The sequence below is a fragment of the Streptomyces sp. NPDC037203 genome, from assembly GCF_055605065.1.
Window position 1 is genome coordinate 346,192 of record NZ_JBVJUC010000005.1, and the last position, 23,411, is coordinate 369,602.

The 23,411-nt window shown below is 72.2% G+C and carries 23 protein-coding genes and 1 pseudogene; 10 read left to right on the forward strand and 14 right to left on the reverse strand.

The genetic code is table 11. The features are described 5' to 3' along the window. The 9 genes and pseudogenes from ACZ7EC_RS17600 to ACZ7EC_RS17640 form a co-directional block, all read right to left on the reverse strand. Nucleotides 1–404: pseudogene (locus ACZ7EC_RS17600) on the reverse strand (Uma2 family endonuclease). 90 nt (nucleotides 405–494) lie between these two features. After that, nucleotides 495–1,235 (reverse strand): TetR/AcrR family transcriptional regulator, encoded by a 741-nt coding sequence (locus ACZ7EC_RS17605; RefSeq protein ID WP_471063395.1) that lies wholly within the window; start codon nucleotides 1,233–1,235, stop codon nucleotides 495–497. Nucleotides 1,236–1,272: 37 nt separating this feature from the next. Next, a complete protein-coding gene (locus ACZ7EC_RS17610) occupies nucleotides 1,273–1,683 on the reverse strand; it encodes a VOC family protein (RefSeq protein WP_471063397.1) in 411 nt (136 codons plus the stop codon). 53 nt (nucleotides 1,684–1,736) lie between these two features. Then, nucleotides 1,737–2,255 (reverse strand): hypothetical protein, encoded by a 519-nt coding sequence (locus tag ACZ7EC_RS17615; RefSeq protein ID WP_471063399.1) that lies wholly within the window; start codon nucleotides 2,253–2,255, stop codon nucleotides 1,737–1,739. Between the two features lie 96 nt (nucleotides 2,256–2,351). After that, entirely contained in the window at nucleotides 2,352–3,131 is a 780-nt protein-coding gene (locus ACZ7EC_RS17620) for a succinate dehydrogenase iron-sulfur subunit (RefSeq protein ID WP_471063400.1), read from the reverse strand. After that, nucleotides 3,131–4,885: a succinate dehydrogenase flavoprotein subunit gene (sdhA, locus tag ACZ7EC_RS17625; protein WP_471063402.1), complete on the reverse strand. Its 1,755-nt coding sequence runs from the start codon at nucleotides 4,883–4,885 to the stop codon at nucleotides 3,131–3,133. Before sdhA ends, ACZ7EC_RS17620 begins: the two co-directional genes overlap by 1 nt. 19 nt (nucleotides 4,886–4,904) lie before the next feature. Beyond that, nucleotides 4,905–5,387, reverse strand: a complete 483-nt coding sequence (locus ACZ7EC_RS17630) for a succinate dehydrogenase hydrophobic membrane anchor subunit (protein WP_070026209.1) — start codon at nucleotides 5,385–5,387, stop codon at nucleotides 4,905–4,907. Nucleotides 5,388–5,392: 5 nt separating this feature from the next. Beyond that, the gene (gene sdhC / locus ACZ7EC_RS17635; RefSeq protein WP_145483083.1) at nucleotides 5,393–5,773 is read right to left on the reverse strand and encodes a succinate dehydrogenase, cytochrome b556 subunit; all 381 of its coding nucleotides are present in this window, start codon (nucleotides 5,771–5,773) and stop codon (nucleotides 5,393–5,395) included. Nucleotides 5,774–5,965: 192 nt separating this feature from the next. After that, a complete protein-coding gene (locus tag ACZ7EC_RS17640) occupies nucleotides 5,966–6,514 on the reverse strand; it encodes a 2-oxo-4-hydroxy-4-carboxy-5-ureidoimidazoline decarboxylase (RefSeq protein ID WP_471063404.1) in 549 nt (182 codons plus the stop codon). Between the two features lie 157 nt (nucleotides 6,515–6,671). Here ACZ7EC_RS17640 and ACZ7EC_RS17645 point away from each other — a divergent pair, with 157 nt between their 5' ends. From ACZ7EC_RS17645 to ACZ7EC_RS17675, 7 genes are all read left to right on the forward strand, one after another. Then, nucleotides 6,672–8,294 (forward strand): beta-N-acetylhexosaminidase, encoded by a 1,623-nt coding sequence (locus ACZ7EC_RS17645; protein WP_471063406.1) that lies wholly within the window; start codon nucleotides 6,672–6,674, stop codon nucleotides 8,292–8,294. Between the two features lie 404 nt (nucleotides 8,295–8,698). After that, entirely contained in the window at nucleotides 8,699–9,142 is a 444-nt protein-coding gene (locus ACZ7EC_RS17650; RefSeq protein WP_471063408.1) for a DUF4328 domain-containing protein, read from the forward strand. Nucleotides 9,143–9,234: 92 nt separating this feature from the next. Beyond that, nucleotides 9,235–9,807 carry a hypothetical protein gene (locus ACZ7EC_RS17655; RefSeq protein WP_471063410.1) on the forward strand — a complete coding sequence of 191 codons (573 nt, stop codon included), beginning with the start codon at nucleotides 9,235–9,237 and terminating at the stop codon, nucleotides 9,805–9,807. A gap of 225 nt (nucleotides 9,808–10,032) precedes the next feature. Then, nucleotides 10,033–10,422 (forward strand): hypothetical protein, encoded by a 390-nt coding sequence (locus tag ACZ7EC_RS17660; protein ID WP_471063636.1) that lies wholly within the window; start codon nucleotides 10,033–10,035, stop codon nucleotides 10,420–10,422. 152 nt (nucleotides 10,423–10,574) lie between these two features. After that, entirely contained in the window at nucleotides 10,575–11,180 is a 606-nt protein-coding gene (locus tag ACZ7EC_RS17665; RefSeq protein WP_471063412.1) for an RNA polymerase sigma factor, read from the forward strand. Nucleotides 11,181–11,585: 405 nt separating this feature from the next. Then, entirely contained in the window at nucleotides 11,586–12,308 is a 723-nt protein-coding gene (locus tag ACZ7EC_RS17670; protein ID WP_471063414.1) for an RNA polymerase sigma factor, read from the forward strand. Continuing rightward, entirely contained in the window at nucleotides 12,308–13,483 is a 1,176-nt protein-coding gene (locus tag ACZ7EC_RS17675; RefSeq protein WP_471063416.1) for a serine/threonine-protein kinase, read from the forward strand. The genes ACZ7EC_RS17670 and ACZ7EC_RS17675 overlap by 1 nt, the downstream gene beginning before the upstream one ends. Before the next feature lie 242 nt (nucleotides 13,484–13,725). Here ACZ7EC_RS17675 and ACZ7EC_RS17680 read toward each other — a convergent pair whose 3' ends face one another. Then, nucleotides 13,726–14,490, reverse strand: a complete 765-nt coding sequence (locus ACZ7EC_RS17680) for a L,D-transpeptidase family protein (protein ID WP_471063418.1) — start codon at nucleotides 14,488–14,490, stop codon at nucleotides 13,726–13,728. An 81-nt stretch (nucleotides 14,491–14,571) separates the two neighbouring features. Between ACZ7EC_RS17680 and ACZ7EC_RS17685 the strand changes: the two genes are divergently transcribed. Further along, the gene (locus ACZ7EC_RS17685; protein ID WP_471063421.1) at nucleotides 14,572–16,152 is read left to right on the forward strand and encodes an acyl-CoA mutase large subunit family protein; all 1,581 of its coding nucleotides are present in this window, start codon (nucleotides 14,572–14,574) and stop codon (nucleotides 16,150–16,152) included. Between the two features lie 159 nt (nucleotides 16,153–16,311). Here ACZ7EC_RS17685 and ACZ7EC_RS17690 read toward each other — a convergent pair whose 3' ends face one another. Further along, a complete protein-coding gene (locus ACZ7EC_RS17690; RefSeq protein ID WP_471063423.1) occupies nucleotides 16,312–17,697 on the reverse strand; it encodes an FAD-dependent monooxygenase in 1,386 nt (461 codons plus the stop codon). Between the two features lie 72 nt (nucleotides 17,698–17,769). On the opposite strand from ACZ7EC_RS17690, the gene ACZ7EC_RS17695 reads away from it, so the two are divergent. Further along, on the forward strand, nucleotides 17,770–18,423 hold the full coding sequence (locus tag ACZ7EC_RS17695) for a TetR/AcrR family transcriptional regulator C-terminal domain-containing protein (protein WP_471063425.1): 654 nt from the start codon (nucleotides 17,770–17,772) through the stop codon (nucleotides 18,421–18,423). A gap of 13 nt (nucleotides 18,424–18,436) precedes the next feature. Here ACZ7EC_RS17695 and ACZ7EC_RS17700 read toward each other — a convergent pair whose 3' ends face one another. Genes ACZ7EC_RS17700 through ACZ7EC_RS17710 form a run of 3 tightly spaced genes read right to left on the reverse strand, consistent with a single transcriptional unit; the run spans nucleotide 18,437 to nucleotide 21,892 of the window. Next, nucleotides 18,437–19,579, reverse strand: a complete 1,143-nt coding sequence (locus ACZ7EC_RS17700; RefSeq protein WP_471063427.1) for an acyltransferase family protein — start codon at nucleotides 19,577–19,579, stop codon at nucleotides 18,437–18,439. Nucleotides 19,580–19,583: 4 nt separating this feature from the next. Next, nucleotides 19,584–20,918: a polysialyltransferase family glycosyltransferase gene (locus ACZ7EC_RS17705; RefSeq protein ID WP_471063429.1), complete on the reverse strand. Its 1,335-nt coding sequence runs from the start codon at nucleotides 20,916–20,918 to the stop codon at nucleotides 19,584–19,586. Next, a complete protein-coding gene (locus ACZ7EC_RS17710) occupies nucleotides 20,915–21,892 on the reverse strand; it encodes a glycosyltransferase family 2 protein (RefSeq protein WP_471063430.1) in 978 nt (325 codons plus the stop codon). Before ACZ7EC_RS17710 ends, ACZ7EC_RS17705 begins: the two co-directional genes overlap by 4 nt. Before the next feature lie 199 nt (nucleotides 21,893–22,091). Here ACZ7EC_RS17710 and ACZ7EC_RS17715 point away from each other — a divergent pair, with 199 nt between their 5' ends. Continuing rightward, nucleotides 22,092–23,402 (forward strand): DUF6716 putative glycosyltransferase, encoded by a 1,311-nt coding sequence (locus ACZ7EC_RS17715; protein WP_471063432.1) that lies wholly within the window; start codon nucleotides 22,092–22,094, stop codon nucleotides 23,400–23,402. Nucleotides 23,403–23,411: the final 9 nt, after the last annotated feature.

Consider the following 23,411-nt stretch of genomic DNA (forward strand, 5'->3'; position numbering starts at 1 on the left):
TCAGCTCTGCCCGGTCTGGATGATCTGCTCGACGTCGACGGCGACCTTGGCGCCCAGCGAGTCGGGGAGCGCGACGGTCTCGCCGGGGGCGTGCACGCGATGATTCGCGTACTCACTCCCGGCCGGCTCCGTGAGCACGTGCAGACGCTGGTGCTTGCGGTCGACGATGACGTAGACCGGGATCTTGGCCTCCGCGTAGGCAGCCACCTTGGTGCGCAGGTCGGTCCCGGAAAGGGGCGCATCAACTTGGTCAGGGCCCTGCCGTGCGGGCCGTCAGCGGGCGGGGGCACGATGATCTGGCCGTCGATGATCTCGACGCGATAGCCCGGAAGGCGCTTCATGATCCGCGCGGCCTCCGCGGTCAGCGGATGGTCATGAGATCGCTCGACTGCTGCTGCGGACATCAGGTGCCTCCTGGGGACCGGTATCGAGAACATCGTGGTGGACAGGCCGACGGCCGGGCGTCCGTTTCCCGCACCTTCACCCGGAAGTGATCACTCGGCCGGGTTTCGCCCCGGAGCCGGCAGCAGCCGCGTCATCCCCGGCAGGAAGTCCGTGAACAGTTCGTGGACCTCCAGGACCAGGGGGCGCAGGACGCGGAAGCGGGAGAGGGTGACGCCGCGGGTGGTGAGGCGGGCGCCGCGGCGGGCGAGGCGGTAGCTGCGCTCGCGGTTCTCGGTGCGGTCGAAGATCCAGTACATGATGAGGCCCATCTGGGAGAGCCACAGCAACTCCGGCAGCACGTCCCGGAGTTCGGCCGGCACCTTGGCCTTCGAGCCGGCCAGCACCTCCCGGTGCACCTGGATCGCCTGCTCGCGCGCGTGCTCGCTCTCCTGCGAGAAGGGGCTCAGCGGGCTGTCCGGGTCGGCGGCGTTCTTGAAGAACTGCACCGCGAACTCGTGATACGGCCGCGCGATGTCCAGCCAGGTGGTGAGCACGCCCGCGAGCCGCGTCTCCAGGTCCGTCTCCTGCTCCAGGATGCCCCGGACCGCCTGCCGGTGCTCGGCCGCGATCCGGTCGTAGAAGCCCTGGATCAGGTGTTCCTTGCCCTCGAAGTAGTAGTACGCGTTGCCGACGGAGACCCCTGCCTCCTGGGCGATCGCCCGCATGGTGGTCTTGTCGTACCCCCGCTCCCGGAACAGCCGCATGGCCGTCTCCAGGATCAGCGCACGGGTCTGCTCGGACTTGCTGCTGGGGGTACCGGCCGCCGCGGGACCGTCGTTCTTCACGGGCACGCCACAGAGCCTAACCAGTGCCGTCCGGGCGCCCGGCTCAGCCTCGGCGCCCCAGCTCCGGGCGCCGGGTGTAGTCCGTCAGGCCGAGCACGTTGCCCCAGGGGTCCGCGATCTCCACCGTCCAGCCGGTCGCCGTCTGGAACACCTCGTCCAGCGGCTCGATGCCCGCCGCGGCGAGCCGCCGCGCCGCCACCCGCGCGTCCGGCACCTCCAGCCACAGGCGCGGCGAGGGCCACGGCGGACTGCGGTGGCCCAGCGCCTCCTCCACCCGCAGCAGGACGCCGGGCGTCTCCTTCCCCGCCGTGAGCAGCGCGATCCCGGCCTCGTCGAACCGGAACCCCACCCCGAACCCGGCACGCTCGTAGAACCCGACGGCCTCCGCGAGATCCCCGACGGGGAGCAGTACGTTGTCGAACCCGAGCAGTTCGTACGACTCTTCGTCTGACATGTCGTCAGATTAGGACGCCGCTCCCCGGATCCCGTGATGACCGGGCCGTCGGCTCACATGCTGCTGAGCGAGCGGGCGTAGTTGACCTGGCCCATGATCGCCGCGAACGCGTCCGGGCCGTACGCCGGGATCATCGTCTGGTGGTGCCGCCCCGCGCTGGTCACGGTGACCTGGATATAGCCCGTGGTCCGCTTCTCCTTCATCAGCAGGAAGAGGAGTCCGAGCAGGCAGAGCAGGGCGAACACGACCGCGAGGACGATCGCGTGCGTCGGTATCTTCTCCTCGGTGCGCGACATGTCCGTCGCGTTCCAGACCGCTCCGCGCAGCGGCATCTGCCCGGCCGGCGTGATGATCTGATCGCCTATCACCGTGATGTCGCCGAGGGCGAGCGCCGGAGCGCCGCCCGGCGGCAGGGCACCCGCCGCGGCCGGCTGCTGCGGAAAGCCGTACCCCGGCGCGGGCGCCTCCGCGGCGGGGTAGCCGTACCCCGGCGGCGGCGTGTCGGCCGCCGCGGGCGGATGGCCGGGGCCCCAGTCGCCGGCGCCGCTCTGGTACGGGTTCTGCTCGGTCACGCTGGTGCCCCCGGTCGGTCGTGAAAGGCGTGGACAAGATACGAGGGCCGTTCCCCCGGACGGGTGAACGGCCCTCGTATTGTGCCAGGTGTCGCGTCAGTAGCGGCGGGTGATCAGGGCCCGCTTGACTTCCTGGATCGCCTTCGTGACCTCGATGCCACGCGGGCACGCGTCGGTGCAGTTGAAGGTCGTACGGCAGCGCCACACGCCGTCCCGGTCGTTCAGCACCTCGAGACGCTGCTCCCCGGCCTCGTCACGCGAGTCGAAGATGAAGCGGTGGGCGTTGACGATCGCGGCCGGGCCGAAGTACTGGCCGTCGTTCCAGAACACCGGGCAGGACGACGTGCACGCGGCGCACAGGATGCACTTGGTGGTGTCGTCGAAGCGCGCCCGGTCCTCCGCGGACTGCAGACGCTCGCGCGTCGGCTCGTTCGTGTCCTTGGTGATCAGGAACGGCATCACGTCCCGGTACGCCTGGAAGAACGGCTCCATGTCCACGACCAGGTCCTTGAGGACCGTCAGGCCCTTTATGGGCTCGATCGTGATCGGCTTCTCGGGGTTGATGTCCTTGATCAGCGTCTTGCAGGCAAGGCGGTTCTTGCCGTTGATCCGCATCGCGTCCGAGCCGCAGATGCCGTGCGCGCAGGAGCGGCGGAACGTGAGGGTGCCGTCGACGTCCCACTTGATCTTGTGGAGACCGTCGAGGACACGCTCCTTCGGGTCGATCTCCAGCTGGAAGTCTTCCCAGACGGCCTCCGCCGAGACCTCCGGGTTGAACCGGCGGATCCGGAAGGTGACCGTGATGTAGGGGGAGTCGGCGAAACCGGGCTCGGGCCGGCCGGCCGCGTCCGCCTTGTCCAGAACAGGGGTAGCCATCAGTACTTACGCTCCATCGGCTGGTAGCGGGTCTGGACGACCGGCTTGTAGTCGAGACGGATGGACTCGGTGCCGTCGTCGCCCACCTCGCGGTACGCCATGGTGTGGCGCATGAAGTTGACGTCGTCGCGGTTCGGGTAGTCCTCGCGGTAGTGACCGCCGCGGGACTCCTTGCGGGCCAGCGCCGACGTGGCCATGACCTCGGCCAGGTCGAGCAGGTTGCCCAGCTCGATGGCCTCCAGCAGGTCCGTGTTGAACCGCTTGCCCTTGTCCTGGATGGACACGTTCTTGTAGCGCTCGCGCAGCTCGGCGATCTTCTCGACCGCCGTCTTGATCGTCTGCTCGGTGCGGAACACCATGACGTTGGCGTCCATGGTCTCCTGCAGCTCGCGGCGCAGCGTGGCCACCCGCTCGGTGCCGGTGGAGTTGCGCAGCCGCTCGATCTGCTCGACGACGAACGACTCCGGGTCCTCCGGCAGCTCGACGAAGTCGGCCGTGTGGGCGTACTCGGCGGCGGCGATGCCGGCGCGGCGGCCGAAGACGTTGATGTCCAGCAGCGAGTTGGTGCCCAGGCGGTTGGCGCCGTGCACCGACACGCAGGCGACCTCGCCGGCCGCGTACAGACCCGGCACGACGGTGGTGTTGTCCGCCAGGACCTCACCCTCGACGTTGGTCGGGATGCCGCCCATCGCGTAGTGCGCGGTGGGCTGGATCGGGATCGGGTCCGTGTACGGCTCGATGCCGAGGTAGGTGCGCGCGAACTCGGTGATGTCCGGGAGCTTCGCGTCCAGCTGCTCCGGCGGCAGGTGGGTGAGGTCCAGGTACACGTGGTCGCCCTCGGGACCGCAGCCGCGGCCCTCGCGGATCTCCGTGTAGATGGAGCGGGACACGACGTCACGGGACGCCAGGTCCTTCATGACGGGAGCGTACTTCTCCATGAAGCGCTCGCCGTCCTTGTTGCGCAGGATGCCGCCCTCACCGCGGGCGCCCTCGGTGAGCAGGATGCCCATGCGCCAGATGCCGGTCGGGTGGAACTGGAAGAACTCCATGTCCTCCAGCGGCAGACCCCGGCGGTAGCACGCGGCCTGGCCGTCACCGGTCAGGGTGTGCGCGTTGGAGGTCACCTTGAAGAACTTGCCGGTGCCGCCGGAGGCGTAGATGACCGACTTCGCCTGGAAGATGTGGATCTCGCCGGTCGCCAGCTCGTAGGCGACGACACCGGCGGACTTCTTGACGCCGTCGACCTCGCTGATCAGCTGGTCCAGGACGTAGAACTCGTTGAAGAACTCCACGCCCTCCTTGACGCAGTTCTGGTACAGCGTCTGGAGGATCATGTGACCGGTGCGGTCGGCCGCGTAGCACGCGCGGCGGACCGGGGCCTCGCCGTGGTTGCGGGAGTGACCGCCGAAGCGGCGCTGGTCGATGGTGCCGTTGGGCGTCCGGTTGAACGGCAGGCCCATCTTCTCCAGGTCGAGGACCGCGTCGATGGCCTCCTTCGCCAGGATCTCGGCGGCGTCCTGGTCGACCAGGTAGTCACCGCCCTTGATCGTGTCGAAGGTGTGCCACTCCCAGTTGTCCTCCTCCACGTTGGCGAGCGCGGCGGCCATGCCGCCCTGCGCGGCGCCCGTGTGGGACCGGGTGGGGTAGAGCTTGGTCAGGACCGCGGTGCGGCTGCGCTTCGTCGCCTCGATGGCGGCACGCATGCCCGCGCCGCCGGCGCCGACGATGACGGTGTCGTACTTGTGGATCTTCATGATTCTCGCAGCCCCGTGCCTAGCGGATGTTCGGGTCGAAGGTGAAGATCACCAGCGTGCCCAGCAGGATGGTCCACACCGTGGCGGTGTACAGCAGGGCCTTCAGCCACATGCGGGACGCAGGCCGCTCGGCGTAGTCGTTGATGACCGTGCGCAGGCCGTTGGCGCCGTGCAGCATCGCGAGCCACAGCATGGCCAGGTCCCAGACCTGCCACCACGGGGAGGCCCAGCGGCCGGCGACGAAGGCGAAGCCGACCTTGGAGACGCCGCCGTCCAGGACCAGCTGGATCAGCAGGTGGCCGAGGACGAGGACGACCAGCACGATGCCGGACAGGCGCATGAACAGCCACGCCGCCAGCTCGAAGTTGCCGCGGGTGGACTTCGGGGTCTTCTTGGTCCGCTTGCGCGGGGCCTCGATCAGCGGCGCCGGGTTGTCCACGTTGTAGACGGCGGCACCCTCGACGGGGCCGACCCCGGAGGCGGTGGTCTCAGTGGTAGACATCGGCGTCAGCTCCCGAACAGAACACGAGCGGCGTGGCCGAGCACGGGGTAGATCGCGCCGAGCATGAGCACGATCCAGACACCCATCACGGTCCAGAACATCTGCTTCTGGTAGCGCGGGCCCTTCGACCAGAAATCGACGGCGATGACGCGCAGACCGTTGAGCGCGTGGAAGAGGATTGCGGCGACGAGGCCGTACTCCAGCAGCGCGACGATCGGCGTCTTGTACGTGGCCACGACCTTGTCGTAGGCCTCGGGGGAGACACGCACGAGAGCGGTGTCCAGCACGTGAACGAACAGGAAGAAGAAAATGAGGACGCCGGTGACTCGGTGAGCCACCCAGGACCACATTCCTTCCCGGCCGCGGTACAGCGTTCCAGCCGGCACGGAAGAACCCTCCGGGAGCGGGGATTAGGGCCGCGCCGGCTTCACTGTCGGTCGGGCCCGGCCGGGTACGGTCCACCGGCCCCCAGCATGGTATCCGTGCGGCGGGGTGAGGCTTACGGGGGGCCTACCTGTGTGATCAAACTGGCACCGGATGGGGTATCGGCCTGGCGGATACGGGGGCGGTCTGCCCTGTTATCGACCGGGTGCGGGTGCGTTGTGGCTGGTAGCGCAGTTTTCCGGGCTCCTGAGGTAAGTGCCCAATCGGCCCCTGGCGAGCCGGCGCAGTTCGTCCGCGGCTATCGCGCGTTCCTCGTCGGGATCGTTCGCCGATCGTGACCGGATGGCTTCCAGGATGCGATCGGCGGTCTCGGCCGGCGCTGTGTCCCCCAGATAGATGACGAACACATGTCCGAATCGCGCCTCGTATGCCGCGTGCGCCGCGTCCAGGGCCATGTGCGCGGCCGCATACGTGTCCGCCGGCAGCGCCGGCAGGGCCTCGCGGGACAGCGCCTCCGAGATGTCCGCCGGGGAGAGGTCGTACGCCGCCTCGTCCGCCGCGGCCAGGAGGGCGTCCAGGTCGGGGTAGGGGCGGTGGGCCGCGACGCGGTGCGACCAGCGCGGGCTGTGCAGACAGCGCAGGAGGAGGGCCCGTGCCTCGGCGGCGCACGCCGCGTTGAACGCGTCGAGGGGCCGGGGCAGATGCGGGGTGCGGTGGGCGGGCAGCGTGGGTCCTCGCGTCACAGGTCGTGTGTAACAGGGGAGTGCCGTGAAAGGTGTGCCCTCAGGTTATCGAGAGTGGTGACTCTGTGTCCGCGTGCTGGCTGAAATTCACCCGGACGGGAGAGTTTGCGAACCTTCGAGTGACCGTTCGAGCGGTGGGCGGTCGTACGTTGGCCGGGTGAGCCAGCACAGGCGCCGGGCGTCGGCGCGACAGGTGAAGCGGAAGCGGACGGCGGTGGCCGCGGCGGTGGCCGGAGCCGTCGCGCTCGGCACGGGCATCGGCGTGTGGGTCTCGTCGGGCGGCGGTGGCGGCCACCAGGGCTCCGGCGGCCAGGCGACCGTCGCCGAGACGAGTCCCTCGCCCACCCGGTCGTACCCGATGTCCGAGGCGCCGCGGACGATCCCGGCGGTGCGCTCCCACACCCCGGCGCGCGGGCCCGGCTGGCGCCCGCGGCCCGGTGACCGCGTGGTGATCGGCGACGCGGGTCTCGCCGACGAGGGCAGGCTGATAGCCGGCGAGCTGGGGATGAGCTACGCGGGCCGGAAGGACGACAGCCGGGCGGGCGACCTGCGGCTGTCCCTGGGGGGCGGAGGCGGCGATCAGGAGTCGTACACCATGACCGTCCGGGGCGGCCGGGTGGACATCAGCGGACCGGGCCAGGCGGGCGTCTTCTACGGCACCCGGACCCTGAAGCAGGAGGTCCACGGCGGCGGTACCGCACCGGAGGGCGTCGTCCACGACGAACCGGCCAAGCCGGTGCGCGGGTTCATGCTGGACATCGCGCGCAAGCCGTACACCGAGTCCTGGATAGAGGACCGGATACGGGAGCTGGGGGACCTGAAGTACAACGAGCTGGGGCTGCACTTCTCCGACGACCAGGCCTTCCGGATCGAGTCCAGCACCCACCCGGAGATCGTCTCCCCGGACCACCTCACCAAGGCGCAGGTCAAGCGGATCGTGGACCTCGCGGACAGCCGGCACATCACCGTCGTGCCGGAACTCGACTCGCCCGGCCACCTGGGCGCGGTCCTCGCCGCCCACCCCGACCTCCGGCTGCGCAACGGCAACGGGGTGGTGACCAAGGGCGCGATCGACATCTCCAAGCCGGCCTCGGCCAAGCTGATCGACGACCTGCTCGACGAGTACGCGGGGCTGTTCCCCGGCAGGCAGTGGAACCTCGGCGGCGACGAGTACCAGGCGCTGATGGCCTCCGATCCGCAGACCGCCTACCCGCAGCTGGCCGCGGCCGCTCGGCAGAAGTTCGGCGCGAACGGCGACATCGCCGACCTCACCACCCAGTGGCTGAACGACCGCGCCGCCACCGTCCGCGCCCACGGCAAGACCCTGCGCGCCTGGAACGACGGCTTCTACCGCAGCGCCACCGCCGTACGCCCCGCGGGCGATCTCCAGGTCGCCTACTGGACCGGCAAGGAGATCGGCGCCCGGCTCCCGCAGGACTATCTGAGCGCCGGCCGCGAGCTGATCAACTACAACGACGAGTTCCTCTACTACGTCCTCGGCCAGCCGCAGACCTTCGTCTACCCGACCGGGCGGCGGATCTACGAGCAGTGGAACCCGCGGGTGGTGCGCGGCACCACCGCCGTCCCGGCGAAGTACGACGAACAGATCCTCGGCGGCAGCTTCGCCGTGTGGGGCGACTTCCCGCACGCGCAGACGCCGGAGCAGGTGGCGGCCGGTATCCGGATGCCGCTGCGGGCCACCGTCCAGAAGCTGTGGGATCCGGGCACACCCGCCCTGTCCTGGGCGGACTTCACGTCCCTGGCGGACCGGCTGGGTTGAGGGGGCGGCGGCGCCGGGGGCGGGTGGCGCTGTGCGAACCCTGTGGACGCGGAGTGATCTTCGGTCGTATCTTCCGTCGTTCACCTCTCCGGCGGATCGCACGCGGTCCGCCGGTCGCCGTCTTCACCTCGGGGGAGCTCGACCAAGGCCGCACCCACGCCCGCACCGCCCTTCGTGCCCGAGCCCGGCCACCGGCTGCGCTCGCCCGCCGGGCTCGGCCTGGCCGCGGCCCTCCTGCTGGGGCTGGTCGCCGCCGCCGACCTGTTCGCCTGCGTCGCGGACCAGCTGGAGGCGAGCGCCGCCCGGGACTCCTCGGCGGCGGCGTCGGCGAGGGCCTGCTCCGCCGGGCCCACCGTGCCGACACGCTCTACGACGCGGCGAGCATCACGCAGGGGGCCACCCTGGTGGCCGCGGCCGTGGTCTACCTCTGCTGGCTGTGGCGGGTGCGGCGGAACGCCGGTGTCTTCGCGCCGCACGGGCACCGCATGAAGCGCGGCTGGGCCGTCGCGGGCTGGTTCGTGCCGATCGTGAACCTGTGGTTCCCGCGCCGGGTCGTCCTGGACACCTGGACGGCCAGTGTCCCGCCGGGCACCCGCGTCCGGAACACCCCGGTCAACGCCTGGTGGACGCTGTGGATCCTCAGCCTCCTCGTGAGCCGGGCCGCCGGCCGGCAGTACGGCGACGCCCATGGCACCGGCGAACTCGCCGGTGCCGCCCGGCTGATGCTGTTCTCCGACGCGCTGGACGCCGCGGCCGCGATCCTCGCCGTGCGGGTCGTCGTACACCTGACCCGGATGCAGCGGCGCAGGAGCCTGGCCGGTCCCGGTGCCCTGCCCGCCTTTGGCTGAAACTCGGCCACTGTGACACTTCCGTCCGGTAGCACGCAGTAAGGGGAAGTGCGGGCTCCGTACCGGTCGGCGCCCAGATCAGGGAGGCTTTCATGAGCCTTGGGGAACGGATCGCGCGGGCCGACGAGCGGGGGCTGGCCGCCAGTGGGTTGGCCTGTTTGGATCGGTGCCTGCCGTTGCTCGACGGCGACGGGGAACTGCTGCGCCCGCTGTGGGGGAGCCTCGCCGACGGGTCGGACTGGGGCGACTCGCTGGAGAAGGCGCGGGACGCGCTCCTCGGGCTCGGAACGGAAGAGGAGGCGGGGGAGGGCGGGGGCGCGCACGGGGAGGCGGTGCGGCTCGTCACCCACATGCTCGACACGGCCCCGGCGGAGCGCACCGCCGAGGCCGTACGGCCCTGGGCCGAGTCCTGCTCCGCGGTCTCCCTGCGCGTCCACCGGCTGCTCGACCCCGCGACCGAGGGCGCCCCGGAATCCGCCGCAGCGGAGGATCCGCCGCTCGTCGCCGCCGAGCTGCGCCGCCAGATCACCGTGCTGGAACTCCTCGAAGGCCACGGCAAGCAGGGACTGCGCCGTGCCCTGGACGTGTCGGGCGAGGGGCGCCGGGTGCTGCGCGCGGTGGTGTCGCGGCGGGCGCGGGGAAGCGCGGAGCGAAGCGGGACGTGAGGGCCGGGACGGCGGCAAACCCGCCGGGTGGGCGAGTCCTGTGCCGGTCGTGCGGGGGCGGTGGGGTGGTCCTGCGACGGTTGGTGAAACGCTTCCTCAGCGGGTGACGAAAGCTCCGCCCCGTTCGCTTTCCCTTATGTGAACGCCCATCTGAACGCTCATGCGAACACCCATCTGAACGCCGGTACGACGACCTGTGCACCGACCGCCGCGACCGCGACCGCTGTGGCGAGTGCCCCGCGGGACACCAGGCCGCACGCCGCCGCGAAGCCCGTGCGCTGGGCGGCGGACGCGGTGGCCGCGATGCGCGAGGGCGCGCGGGTCCGGCTCGACTACTCGGCGCAGAGCCTGTGGCGCGTGGACCGGGTGATCGAGGAGATACGGCGCGAGGGAGCGCCCATCGAGGCGGTCGCGACCGTGCTGCGCGGCTTCGGCGCCTACGCCGGTGAGGTGGTCGTCCGCCGCACCGGCGCCGAGTGGTGGGCGACCGGCGGCGAGCACTGGGTGCGCACCCCCGACGGCCGGCTCTGGGACCCCGTCGAGGAGGCCCGGCGCTGCTTCCTGGGCCATGGCTCGCTGCGCCTGCTGTGCCGGGACGCGACGGCGGACGCCTGAACGGGCCGGGGGCCTTTGACGGGCCGTCCGCTGTGACACTTCCGTCAGCGTGGACGCTGATGACCGTGGAGGCGACCGACACGGCCGGAGCGTGTCGCACCGTGCGGGACGCGCCACGCGGTGGCCATGAACGCGGCACGACGAGGACGGTCTTGGGCCAGGGAGGGCAGTCCCGCAGCCGGCGGCCGCGGGACGCGGAGCTGGGCGCCGCCGTCGCGCGGGCGCAGGGCGGCGACGAGGGCGCCTTCGCGCTGGCCTACCGGATCGTGCAGCCCGGTCTCCTCGGCTATCTGCGCGGTCTGGTCGGCGACGACGCGGAGGACGTGGCCGCCGACGCCTGGCTGGAGATAGCGCGCGACCTCGGCCGGTTCAGCGGCGACGGCGCGGGCTTTCGCGGCTGGACCGCGACCATCGCCCGCCATCGCGCCCTGGACCATCTGCGCCGCCGCCGGGCCCGGCCCCGTACCACCGCGCTCGACCAGGACGCGCTGGACCGTGCGGCCCCGCACGGCACCCACGACCAGGCGCTGGAGTCGCTGTCCACGGCGCGCGCCCTCGAACTGGTGCGCTCCCTGCCGCGGGACCAGGCGGAGGCCGTGCTGCTGCGCGTGATCGTCGGCCTCGACGCCCCGGCCGCCGCCCGCGTCCTCGGCAAACGCCCCGGCGCCGTCCGCACCGCCACCCACCGCGGCCTCCGGCACCTGGCCCGCACGCTGACACGGGACGCGACGACCCAGGGCCCTGACGCGCTGGGGTGATGACTCGCGCCGACCACGCGGTTTATCGGTGACGGAGCAGCATTTATGGAGGAATCTTGAATTGGTCGTAGGAGGCGTCGTCCTTGGCCGCGCGACTGGTCACGCGGGCGGAAGACATCCGGCGAAGCCGCAGGTCGGGGCCGTGATATGAGGGCGACGGCCGGAGCCGCCACCCCCCACAGGAGAGGCCCCGGCCGTCGCTCTGAGGGCCGTTGGGCGACCCGTACTCTCTACAGCGCCGTGGGAGCGTTTTCTGTCACACCCGCGGCCTGTTCCGTCCTCACCCTGCGCTTACCCGTACCCGGTCACGAGTTAGTTGCATCTTCTACAGACGTGGACGGAGTGAGGTTTCACGCCGTAACGTGCCATTCGCGCCGACCAGAGGACAGGCGTAAAGGGAGTGCGGTGCTGGGGGACGACGCGGAGCTGACCGCCGCGGTGCGTGCGGCACAGGACGGAGACGAGAGCGCGTTCCGTGCGGTGTACCGCGCCGTGCATCCACGGCTGCTCGGATACGTGCGCACGCTCGTCGGCGACCCCGATGCCGAGGACGTGGCCTCCGAGGCATGGCTGCAGATCGCCCGCGACCTCGACCGGTTCAGCGGCGACGCCGACCGGTTCCGCGGCTGGGCCGCCCGGATCGCCCGCAACCGTGCCCTGGACCACATCCGGATGCGCGGCCGCCGCCCCGCGATCGGCGGCGACGAGACCGAGCTGGCCGGCCGCGCCGCCGAGTCCGACACCGCCGGCGAGGCCATCGAGGCGCTCACCACCGGCAGGACCCTTTCCCTGATCGCCCGGCTCCCGCAGGACCAGGCCGAGGCGGTCGTCCTGCGCGTGGTCGTCGGCCTCGACGCCAAGACCGCCGCCGAGACCCTCGGCAAACGCGCCGGCGCCGTCCGCACCGCCGCGCACCGCGGCCTGAAACGGCTCGCCGAACTGCTCGGCGACGACCCGGAGACGGCCGGCGTCCTGGACGCGCTGCCACCCCAGCGGGACCCCGAGCAGACACCCCGGCCGGCCTCGCGGCGAGCGGCCCGGCAGGACCTCGAGCGAGAACCGCGTACACGCGCGGTGACGTCCGCAACTGTGACGCATACGCGCGCGCGGACGCAGAAGGACATGTGATGGCCGACGAGCAGGACAAGTGGCTCAACCCGAGGACGGCGGAACGCCTGTTGCACGGGGAGCCCCTGGAAGCCGTCGACCCCAGCGCCCGTGACCAGGCGGAACGCCTGGCGCGGGTGCTCGGCGCGCTGGCCGCGGAGGCGGCCCCGGCCACCGGTGAACTCCCCGGCGAGCAGGCCGCCCTGGCCGCGTTCCGCAAGGCCCGCGAGGCCGCGGCGGACGAGCGCACCGCCGCGCTCGCCGCGAGCGGCCCCGGCCGCCGTACCCGTACGGACGCGCGCGCGGGCACCCGCGGCCATGACGCGGGCCTGATCCGCATCGGCGCTCCGACCCGGACCGGAGCCGCTGCCCGACGCCCCCGCTGGGGCCGTCCGGTGCGGCTCGCGCTGGCCGCCGTGGTGGCCGCCGGGACGCTCGGCGGGGTCGCCGTGGCCGCCGGCAGCGGGGTGCTGCCCACGCCGTTCGACGTGGAGAAGCCCGGCCCCGCGGTCACCGCCACCGCGGACGCCTCCGGCCGGCCGTCCGCCCCGGCCACACCGCGGGCGTCCGGCGGCATCGGCGGCGGCGCGGACTCCGGCCCGTCCGACGGCTCCGGCGGTTCGGACCGCGCCGGTACGGCGGACGGCCGTACGGGTACGGGTACGGAATCCGGCTCCGGCTCCTCTTCCCCGCCGGGCGGCGGACGTTCGGACGGTGCCGTCACCGCCTGCCGTGAGCTGCGCTCCGGCACCGGGCTGAACGCCGACCGCAGACGCGCCCTGGAGAACCTCGCGGGCGGCTCGGCCCGGCTCGCCCAGTACTGCAAGCTCATCCTGGCCGCCGGCGACCAGATCGCCGGCAACCCCGCTCGGGGCAAGGGCCGCGACCACGGCGGCCGGGGCTCGGAACCGGGCCAGGGCCAGGGCCGCGGCGGCCAGGGCGGCGGCCGGGGCGGTGACGACGAAAGCCACCCCGGCCGGGGACACGGCGCGGGCCCGCGGCCCGGCGGCGACCCCCTCGGCAAGGTGCGCATCCGGCACCGCGGTCCCGCCGCGCCGGCGCCGAAACCCGGCCCGGCGCACCACCCGAAACGCAACTCGGCGCACGAGCCGGCGCACGCCCCGCACGGTCACGGTGGCTCCGCGAGCTCCGGCGACCCGCGGCCGGGTCGCACCGTACACGCCCCCGCCCGCTGATCGATTTCGATCGCCTGCACCTCTCTGACCTGCCATTTTCAGAGCTCGCGAAAGTTTTTCCGCGCAGGGTGTGACACTTTCGGCTCCCCCGACGCAGTACTGAGTGAGCCGACTGGTCATCGGCCGTAGCACTGAGCCGGGGTTCCCCCCGTACCCGCGGCTCGTGCACATGGCGCGGGCGGGACATGTTCCCCCGGTCCCGCCCGCGCCCCACATGCCCGGCCGCTCGGCCGTCCGCCGGATCACCGGTACACGACGACCCTGTCGCCCACGCGCACCTCGGCGAACACCCCCGCGATCGCCGCCTCGTCCCGTACGTTCACGCACCCGTGCGAGCCCCCGGCATAGCCGCGCGCGGCGAAGTCGTACGAGTAGTGCACCGCCTGACCGCCGCTGAAGAACATCGCGTACGGCATCGGCGAGTCGTACAGGGTCGAGACATGGTGCCGGGACTTCCAGTAGACGCGGAAGGCGCCCTCGCGGGTCGGGCTGTGGCGGGAGCCGAAGCGCACGGCCATCTCGGACACGGTCCGCCCGCCGACCATCCAGCGCAGCGTCCGGCTCGACTCGCTGATGCACAGCACCCGGCCGCTCAGACAGCGCGGATCGGGCGCGGCGGCGGGCTGGCCGCCCATCAGATACAGCTCCCACCGGCCCGGCGCACGGGTCATCGCCACCAGCCGCCGCCAGGTCACGCCGTCCGTGTCGCCGGTGACCGGCAGCCCGCGCTTGCCCTGGAAGCCCCGCACGGCCCGTTCGGTGAGATCGTCGTACGACCCCGTGGGACCGTCGAGCAGCCAGTCCAGTTGCCGCAGCCGTGCCTGGAGTTCCCGTACGCCCGGTCCGCTGTCGCCCGGCCGCCACAGCACCCCCGGCGACCCGGCGGGCAGCGGGTCCCCGCCCGGCGGCCGGCCGTCGGCGCCCAGCGGCCGGACGGTGCACCCGCAGAGCGCGGCGAGGGCGGCGAGCGCGGTGAGCGCGGCGAGGGTCCTGCCCCTGGTCCTCATCCCCGGATGCTTCCCCGCGTGACCGCCGCCGAACGACGAGGCATGGTGAGGGGTACCAAAGGTGCGTACCGCGGAGGCGTCATGGCGCGTGAGTCGGAGTCGGGCCTGCCGATCGAGCCGGTCTACGGGCCGGACGCGCTGAGCGGCTGGGACCCGGCCGGGCAACTCGGGGAACCGGGGTCGTACCCCTTCACCCGCGGGGTCTACCCGAGCATGTACACCGGCCGCCCCTGGACGATGCGCCAGTACGCCGGTTTCGGCACGGCGGCGCAGTCCAACGCCCGCTACCGTGAGCTGATCGCCCACGGCACCACCGGCCTGTCCGTCGCCTTCGACCTGCCCACCCAGATGGGCCACGACTCCGACGCGCCCCTCGCGCACGGCGAGGTCGGCAAGGTCGGCGTGGCGATCGACTCGCTCGAGGACATGCGGGTGCTGTTCGACGGCATCCCGCTGGACCGGGTCTCCACGTCCATGACGATCAACGCCCCGGCGGCCCTGCTGCTGCTCCTGTACCAGCTCGTGGCGGAGGAACAGGGCGTCCCGGCCGGCCGGCTGACCGGCACGATCCAGAACGATGTGCTCAAGGAGTACATCGCCCGCGGCACCTACATCTTCCCGCCGAAGCCCTCGCTGCGGCTGACGGCGGACATCTTCCGGTACTGCACCGCGGAGATCCCCGGATGGAACACGATCTCGATCTCCGGCTACCACATGGCCGAGGCGGGCGCGTCGCCCGTTCAGGAGATCGCCTTCACGCTCGCCGACGGCATCGAGTACGTGCGCACGGCGGTGGCGGCCGGGATGGACGTGGACGACTTCGCGCCGCGCCTGTCCTTCTTCTTCGTGGCCCGTACGACGCTTCTGGAGGAGGTCGCCAAGTTCCGTGCCGCGCGCCGGATCTGGGCGCGGGTGATGCGGGAGGAGTTCGGCGCGAGGAACGCCAAGTCGCTGATGCTGCGTTTCCACACGCAGACCGCCGGGGTCCAGCTCACCGCGCAGCAGCCGCAGGTGAACCTGGTCCGGGTCGCCGTCCAGGCCCTCGGCGCGGTCCTCGGCGGCACCCAGTCCCTGCACACCAATTCCTTCGACGAGGCGATCGCGCTGCCCACCGCCGCCTCCGCGCGGCTCGCCCTGCGCACCCAGCAGGTGCTGGCCTACGAGACGGACGTGACCGCGACCGTGGACCCCTTCGCGGGGTCGTACGCGGTGGAGCGGATGACCGACGACGTGGAGGCGGCGGCCGTCGCGCTGATGGACCGGGTCGAGGAGCTGGGCGGTGCGGAGGCGGCGATCGAACAGGGCTTCCAGAAGGCCGAGATCGAGCGCAACGCCTACCGCATCGCCCAGGAGACCGACTCCGGGGAGCGAGTGGTCGTCGGCGTCAACCGCTTCCGGCTGGACGAGGAGGAGCCGTACGAGCCGCTGCGGGTGGATCCCGCCGTCGAGGCCCGCCAGTGCGAGCGGCTCGCCGCCCTGCGCGCCGGACGCGACCGGCGCGCGGTCGACACGGCCCTGACCGCCCTGAAGAAGGCCGCGGCGGGCGCGGACAACGTCCTCTACCCCATGAAGGAGGCGCTGCGGGCGCGGGCCACGGTGGGCGAGGTGTGCGGGGCACTGCGGGAGGTGTGGGGGACGTACGTCCCGGCGGACGCCTTCTGAGCAACCGTCGGCCGGTCCCGGCAGAGCGCCGGCCGGGACTCCGCGGGGCGGGCGCCGCCGGGGAACGCCCGTTCCGGCGCGCCGCGGCCGGCGCGTTGTTCCTCGGGTTCGCGGTGAAGCTGTCCCCGGCCTCGTGAACCGGCCCCCGCGCGCCGGGGTTCAGCGGACGCCGACGCCGTCGAGGTAGGCCGCCAGGTCCTCCGTCGCCGTCTCGCCCGCCCAGCCGACGTAGCCGTCCGGGCGGATCAGGAAGACGCCGGGGCCGTAGGGCGCGGGGGCCGACGGCAGGGTCCGGATGCCCGTGCGCGGGGCGGTGGTGGCGCCCAGCAGGGTCCAGTGCGGGCCCCGGAGGAGGTCGAAGAGGCGTCCGCCGGGCAGCTCGGCGTCCGGTGCGCGGTCGCCCGCGCGTACCGGCCCCGGTCCGGTCCGCGTCTCGGCGCTGAGCGACGACTCCCGGTAGCCGACGCCGAGTTGGACGGTGGCCCGGCCTCGCCGGACCTCGCCGCGGTGCACGCCGGTGGACAGCTCCAGCATGGCCGCGGCGTTCGCCCGCCGCTCCTCCTCGTACGTCTCCAGCAGGGACTCGGGGGCGCCCCGCAGGACCGCGTCCAGCTTCCAGCCGAGGTTGTAGGCGTCCTGCACGCTGGTGTTCAGGCCCTGCCCGCCGGCCGGCGAGTGCACATGCGCCGCGTCCCCCGCGAGGAAGACCCGGCCCACCCGGAACCGGTCCGCGAGCGCCGCCCGCGGCCGGAAGTCCGAGGCCCAGCGCACCTCGGTCACGTCCTCGGCGGCCAGGTGGGTGTACCGGGCGACCAGTTCGCGCACGCCGTCCGCGCTCACGTCCGGCTCCGAGCCCTCCGGCAGCCGCGCGGCCAGCTGGAACTCCTCGGTGCCGGCCAGCGGGCAGAGCCCGAGGACGCTGCCGTCCACCGCCGGGAAGGCGTGCCAGTACACCCGGTCCAGGCCCCGCACCCGCAGGTCCGCCACCACGAACGGCGCCGGGTCGACGCTCTCTCCGGTCATGCCGACGCCGAGGGCGCGCCGGATCCCCGAGCGCCCGCCGTCGGCCGCCACGACATAGCGCGCGCGGACCGCCGTACCGTCGGCGAACACCACGTCCACGCCCTCCGCGTCCTGCGTCAGGCCCGTGACCTCGCGCCCGAAGGCGACCTTGCCGCCCAGTTCCGCGAGCCGCGCGTACAGGATCTCCTGGGTGCGCCACTGCGGGATCATCCGCGGCGCCGGGTACGGCGTGCCCGCGTCCGGCTCGAACGGTTCGAACATCGACTCCTCGCCGACCCGCCGGCCGTCCCGCCACACCATCCGGTCCGGGTAGGGACCGCTCGCCGCGAGGACCGCGTCGATGACGCCCAGGTCGTCGAAGACCTCCTGGGTGCGGGGCTGGATGCCCTTGCCGCGCGAGCCCGGAAACAGGGCGTCGGCGCGCTCCACGAGCTGGGCCGCGACCCCGCGCCGGGCGAGGTCGATGCCGAGGGCGAGCCCGGTCGGGCCCGCGCCCACGATCAGGACATCCGTCGTATCCATGGCCACATCTCCTTAACGTCGTTAAGTTCCGTTGGGCATGAGCGTGCCCTTAACGCTGTTAAGCTGTCAAGTGTGAGTACGGAACGACGATCGCCCCTGGACCGTGCGCGGGTCGCCGACACGGCGCTGCGGCTGCTGAACGAGGTCGGCCTCGACGGGCTGACCCTGCGTGCCATCGCGAAGGAGCTGGACGTCAAGGCGCCCGCCCTGTACTGGCACTTCAAGGACAAGCAGGCGCTGCTGGACGAGATGGCGACGCTGATGCACCGGCGGATGGTCGCCGGCACCGCGCTCGACCCCGCCGACACCTGGCGGGAACGCCTGCTGAAGGTCAACCGCGGTCTGCGCACCGCGCTGCTCGGCTACCGCGACGGCGCCAAGGTCTTCAGCGGCTCCCGCTTCACCGGAACCGACCACGCCCCCGCCCTGGAGGCGGACCTCCGCCTGCTGACGGGCGCCGGGCTGACCCTCGCCCAGGCCGTCGACGCGGGTCGCACGGCCAACGCCTACACCATCGGCTTCGTCACCGAGGAACAGGGCATGCGCCCCGGACCGGGCGACGGGCAGGCCCGCACCGACATCGCCGACCGCGCCCGCCGCATGTCCGACTATCCCCTCGCCGCGGCGGCCGGCGCATTCCTCTTCGACGACTACGACCGCCAGTTCGAGGAAGGGCTGGCGGTCGTGATCGCGGGAATCGGGGCGCGCTACGGGGTGGCGCCCTGAGCGGGCGCGGCTTCTAAGTCCCGGCCGGGTTCCGTGTCTTCAGGGCCCGCCTCAGTCGCGGGCCGAACGGTTTCTCCACGAAGCGGTGCACGAGCCAGGCCAGGGTCAGCATGATCAGGACGGTCGCCCCGAGGGTCACCTCCGAGGGCAGCCCGAGGAACCGGTGCAGGACCCGGATGACGAACCAGCCCAGATGCTCGTGGACCAGGTAGAAGGGGTACGTCAGGGCGCCGGCCGTGGTCAGCCGGTGCCAGGAGGCCCAGCGGGTCCAGCCGAGGGCCACCGCCGCGACGACGGCGAAGCAGAGGGTGACGACCAGGACCACCACGTAGGGGTCGCGGTGCAGGCCGGAGTGGCCGGTGGGGTGCCACAGGCCGCGGGTCGCCTCGCTCTGGCTGAGCAGCCAGGACACCGCGACGATGCCCCACAGCAGCAGGTCGCTGCCGAAGCGGTGGATCAGGTAGAGGGCGAGGCCGCCGATGAAGTAGGGCGCGTACTCGGGCATGAGGACCTGGTCGGTCAGCGCGTTGCCGGTGGTGCGGCAGAGCACCAGGGCCAGGGTCCACACGGAGCAGAAGAGGACCACGCGGCGGTAGCTGACCCCGCGCACCACCACGAACAGGGCGAACAGCGCGTAGAAGCGGACCTCGGCCCACAGCGTCCAGCACACGCCGAGCACCCGTGTCGCGCCCATCGGCTGCTGGAGCATCGTCAGGTTGACCAGGAACTCGTCCAGGCGGACCGGCTTCACCACGGCCGGCAGCACCAGGGACGCCGCGCTGACCAGGACCAGCGCGACCCAGTAGGCGGGGTAGAGGCGGGAGACGCGGGAGCGGAAGAAGTCGCCCAGGGTGCGGCCCCAGCTGCTCATGCAGATCACGAAGCCGCTGATCACGAAGAACAGCTGCACGCCCAGACAGCCGTAGACGGCCGCCCGGCTCAGGGTCGGGAAGACCACGGACGGGTTCTGGTGCCAGGAGGCGGAGATCGTGCCGCCGCGCCCGGCGTAGTGGTAGAGGCAGACCATCAGCGCGGCCACCAGCCGCAGCCCGTCGAGGGCGAGGAGGCGGCCGGAGCGCCCGGTGGGCGCGGGCGCGCCGGTCCCCCGCGGGGCGGGTATCGGGAGGTCGGCGAGGGCGGGGGAGGGCGAGGTCATCGGCTCAGCTCCGTACCGTTCTGCGCAGACTGCGCGCCTTCTTCGCCACCCTGCGCACGGTCGCGTTGCGCGGGATGAACGCCAGCTGTGCGGGGATCCCGCCGGGCAGGGCCAGTGAGGTGAGCCGGCGGCGCTTGAAGTAGCGCGAGGTCCGCGGGCCGAAGTCGGCCGCGAGCCAGGCCTCCGCCTCCGCGCGCAGCCCCGGCAGGATCTTCGGCTGCATCGCGAAGCCCACCGCCCGCACCAGCGCGCCCAGCCGCTCCACGTCCATGCCCGGACGCCGCTCGGCGACCGCGGCCGCGTCCGCCAGATCGGGCAGCAGGGCGTCCACCACGGTGACCGGGATCCGGTTGCTGTTCTCGTACGGCGTCAGCCGCTCCAGCAGCAGGGCGGTGCCCACGCGGGCGACCGGCAGACCGTAGAGCGCGGAGGCCGTCAGCAGGGCCGTGGAGAAGCAGCCCACGACCAGCGCGGGCCGCATCCGCTGGTACAGCACCTCGGCGAGCACGGGCGTGTCCACGACGGTCAGCGCCACGCCGAGCCGCTCCGCCGCCTGCTCCAGCGAGCGGGTGTAGCGGGCCGGGGCGGTGGGGTGCGGCTTGAACACGACTGTGGTGTGGCCCAGTTCGGCCACGCCCTTCAGCATCCGCACATGCAGGTCCTCCTCCTGCTCGGCGGTGAGGATGTCCAGCGCCGACAGGTACTGCCCGAGCAGCAGCGCGGGCTCCGCCACCTCGGGCAACTCCCCGGCGGCCGACGCGAGTTCCGCGAGCACCTTGGTGAAGGCCGGGGTCGGCACCAGCTCGCCGGGCACCCCGAACTCGGTCAGCAGCAGCGGGGTGAGGCCCGGCACCAGGTCCAGGTGGAGCAGCCGGTCGACGCGGGTGCCGACCAGCGGGTCGATCTTGTTGCGCGTCGGGCCGTACGACATCAGTCCGTCGGCGTAGACCGTGACCGGCGCGCCGTTGAAGATCTGCCCGAGCGCCAGTGCCGGGTTGACCTGGATCGACTCGACGGCCAACGCCACGTCGTCGGAGCCCAGTCGCCACTCGTGGCGCAGGAAGCGTTCCCACAGCGGCATGTCGTCCACGCGGGGGGCCCAGCCGCCCGGATGGAAGGGGAAGATCGTCTCGTTGTACGAGATCACCTCGTCGAACCGGTCGCGCAGCCGCTCGAAACCGGGCATCTCGTCCGGCCCCGGCGTGGTCTCGGGCGTCGCCGCGTTGTTGCAGACCAGCAGGATCCGCCGGTCGGCGGGGTCGAAGCAGCCGGAGTCCAGGGCGGCGGCGAGGGTGGCGATGCCGTACAGGGTCGACGCCTGGAAGATCTGGGTGGTCACGCGGCGGCTCCCGCGGTGGCGGGGCGGCGGCGCAGCCGGCGCAGCTTGGTGGCGCGCAGGAGGTCCATGGAGTCCAGCGCGTCGTCCAGCACGTCCTGCGGCATGCGGCGCAGCGCGGCGGCACTCAGGGATTTCAGCTTTTTCGCCACCGCGGGCTCGAACCTTTCGATGGATCCCAGATGATGGGAAATGATGGCGCAATAGGTGCGCACCGCCTTCGGCAGCAGCGCGTCCGCGTCCCGGTCCTGCGCGGTTTCCGCGATCACCTGGTCGAATGCGCGGATGAAATCGAGCTGGCGCACATCGCCGATCTGGGTGAGCGAGGAGGCGACCCCGCGCCGGTAGAACACGCCGAGCAGGCTCACCGCGGCGAAGGATTCCGCCTCCCGGTGCAGTTTCCAGATCCACGGCCGGTCCTCGGCCGTGCGCAGCCCGTCGGTGAAGTGCAGCAGGCCCTTGTCGACCAGCCTGCGGTGGTAGGCGCCCGCCCAGGCGAACGCGTAGTCCACCGAGGTGGAGCGGTCCGCGGGCAGGATCGCCTCCCGCGGGCTGAGCGCCTGGCCGCGCCTGCCGACCGGCACGCGCTGCACCTGGCGGGCCCGCGCGGTGCACTGCACATGGTCGGTGCGGATGAAGTCGACCCCCAACTCCTCGATGGCCTCGACCAGTTGGGAGTAGTAGCCGGGGGCGAGCCAGTCGTCGCCGTCCAGGAACGTCAGATACTCGCCGCGCGCCCGGTCGATGCCGGTGTTGCGCGCGGTCGCCAGACCCCCGTTCTGCTCGTGCCGGACGAGGACCGCTCCGGGCAGCTCGCGCTCCGCGCGCGCGAGAATCGCGGGTGTTCCGTCGCGGGAACAGTCGTCGACGAGAATGAATTCGAAGTCCTCACGCGCGTTCGCCCGCAGGCTCCTGAGCGTGTCGGGCGCGTATGACTGCACGTTGTAGAACGGCACGATGACGGAGAGCTTGACCACGTCAGGGACGTTAGGTGGGATGCCCGTCATTCGTCTTGACGCCTTGCTTGATACCCGGTGAATGGCACGTGGCGAAGCTGTGAACCGGGCTGTTTTCAAGGCCGGACGCGGGCCGATTCCTCATTCGGCGATGTGCTGTTAACCGTTTGTTGCATTCCGGTTGGGCGGAACGGCGGAATCGCTTCCTAGCGTCTTGGACGTGCCAGCAAGTGCTACGAAGTCCCTGCGGGTCGCCGTCCTCGCGGACTCCGACACCCGGTGGAAGTGGGGCGCGCTCACCGCGCGGCGACTCACTCCGGCGGCTGCCGAGGTCCGGCTCGACGGCTACCTCCTGCGCGGACGAGCCACCCCGACCGCCCGCCAGCTCCAGGAGATCGGCGTCCCGGCCGACTCCCTCCGCGAGGTCACCGGCGTCGAGTTCCTGCACACGATGCGCCAAGTGCCGTACGACGTGCTGGTGCTGGCGCTCGTCGGCGGCGGGGTGCAGGCCATGCTGCACGGGCTGCGCGACGCGTGGGGCACCGGGCCGCGGCCCGTCGTCGTCACCGGCTACGTCGGCGTCGTCTACGAGAAGCTCGCCGACGGCCTGCTGCTGCGGCACGGCGCGGACCTGGTCCTCGCCAACTCCCGCCACGACGCGGACCGGTTCCGCGCCGTGTACGAGGGGGTCGGCGCGGACGCCTCCGCGGTCACCGAGGTCGCGCTGCCCTTCCTCGGCGGGGCGCCGTACACCGGTGAACACGAGCCCCGCACCGTGGTGTTCGCGGCCCAGCCGTCCGTCCCGGACAACCGCCGCGACCGCGCCTACCTCCTCGACCGCCTCATCCGGCACGCCCGCGCCCACCCCGAGCGTGAGGTGCTGCTCAAACTGCGCTCCAAGCCCGGCGAGCACACCACCCACATCGAGGAGCTGCCCTACCAGAAACTGGTCCAGGGCAAGGACGTACCCGGCAACTTCCGCCTGGTGTACGGCCACATGGGCGAGGTCCTCGACCGCACCGACCTGCTGGTCACCATCAGCTCCACGGCCGCCCTGGAGGCCCTGCACCGCCGGATCCCGACGGCCGTACTGACCGACCTCGGGGTGCGCGAGGCGCTCGGCAACCACCACTTCACCGGCTCCGGCTGCCTCGCCTCCTGGGACCAGCTCGACGCCGGCCACCGGCCCGCCCCGGACGCGGAGTGGGTGGCCCGGCAGGGGGTCGCGGCCGACGGAGAGTACGAGACCGCCTTCGACACGGCCCGCGAGCGCATCGCCAGGCTGCTCGACCGCCCCGGCGGCCTGCCGCCCCTGGCCCCCTACTACACCCCCGAGACCGCGCCCGGCTATCTGCCCGGCATCCTCGCCCGCCATCACCTCGGCCCCGACGGCGCCCCGCTGCCCGGCGCGCCCACCGCCGACAAGGCCCCCGGACCCGTGCGCCAGATCGTGCGCCGGGCCGCGCGCGGCGCCTACCGGCACGGCGTCCAGCGGGTCGCCCCGGTGATCCGGCGGATGGGGGAGCTGTGACCTCTCAAG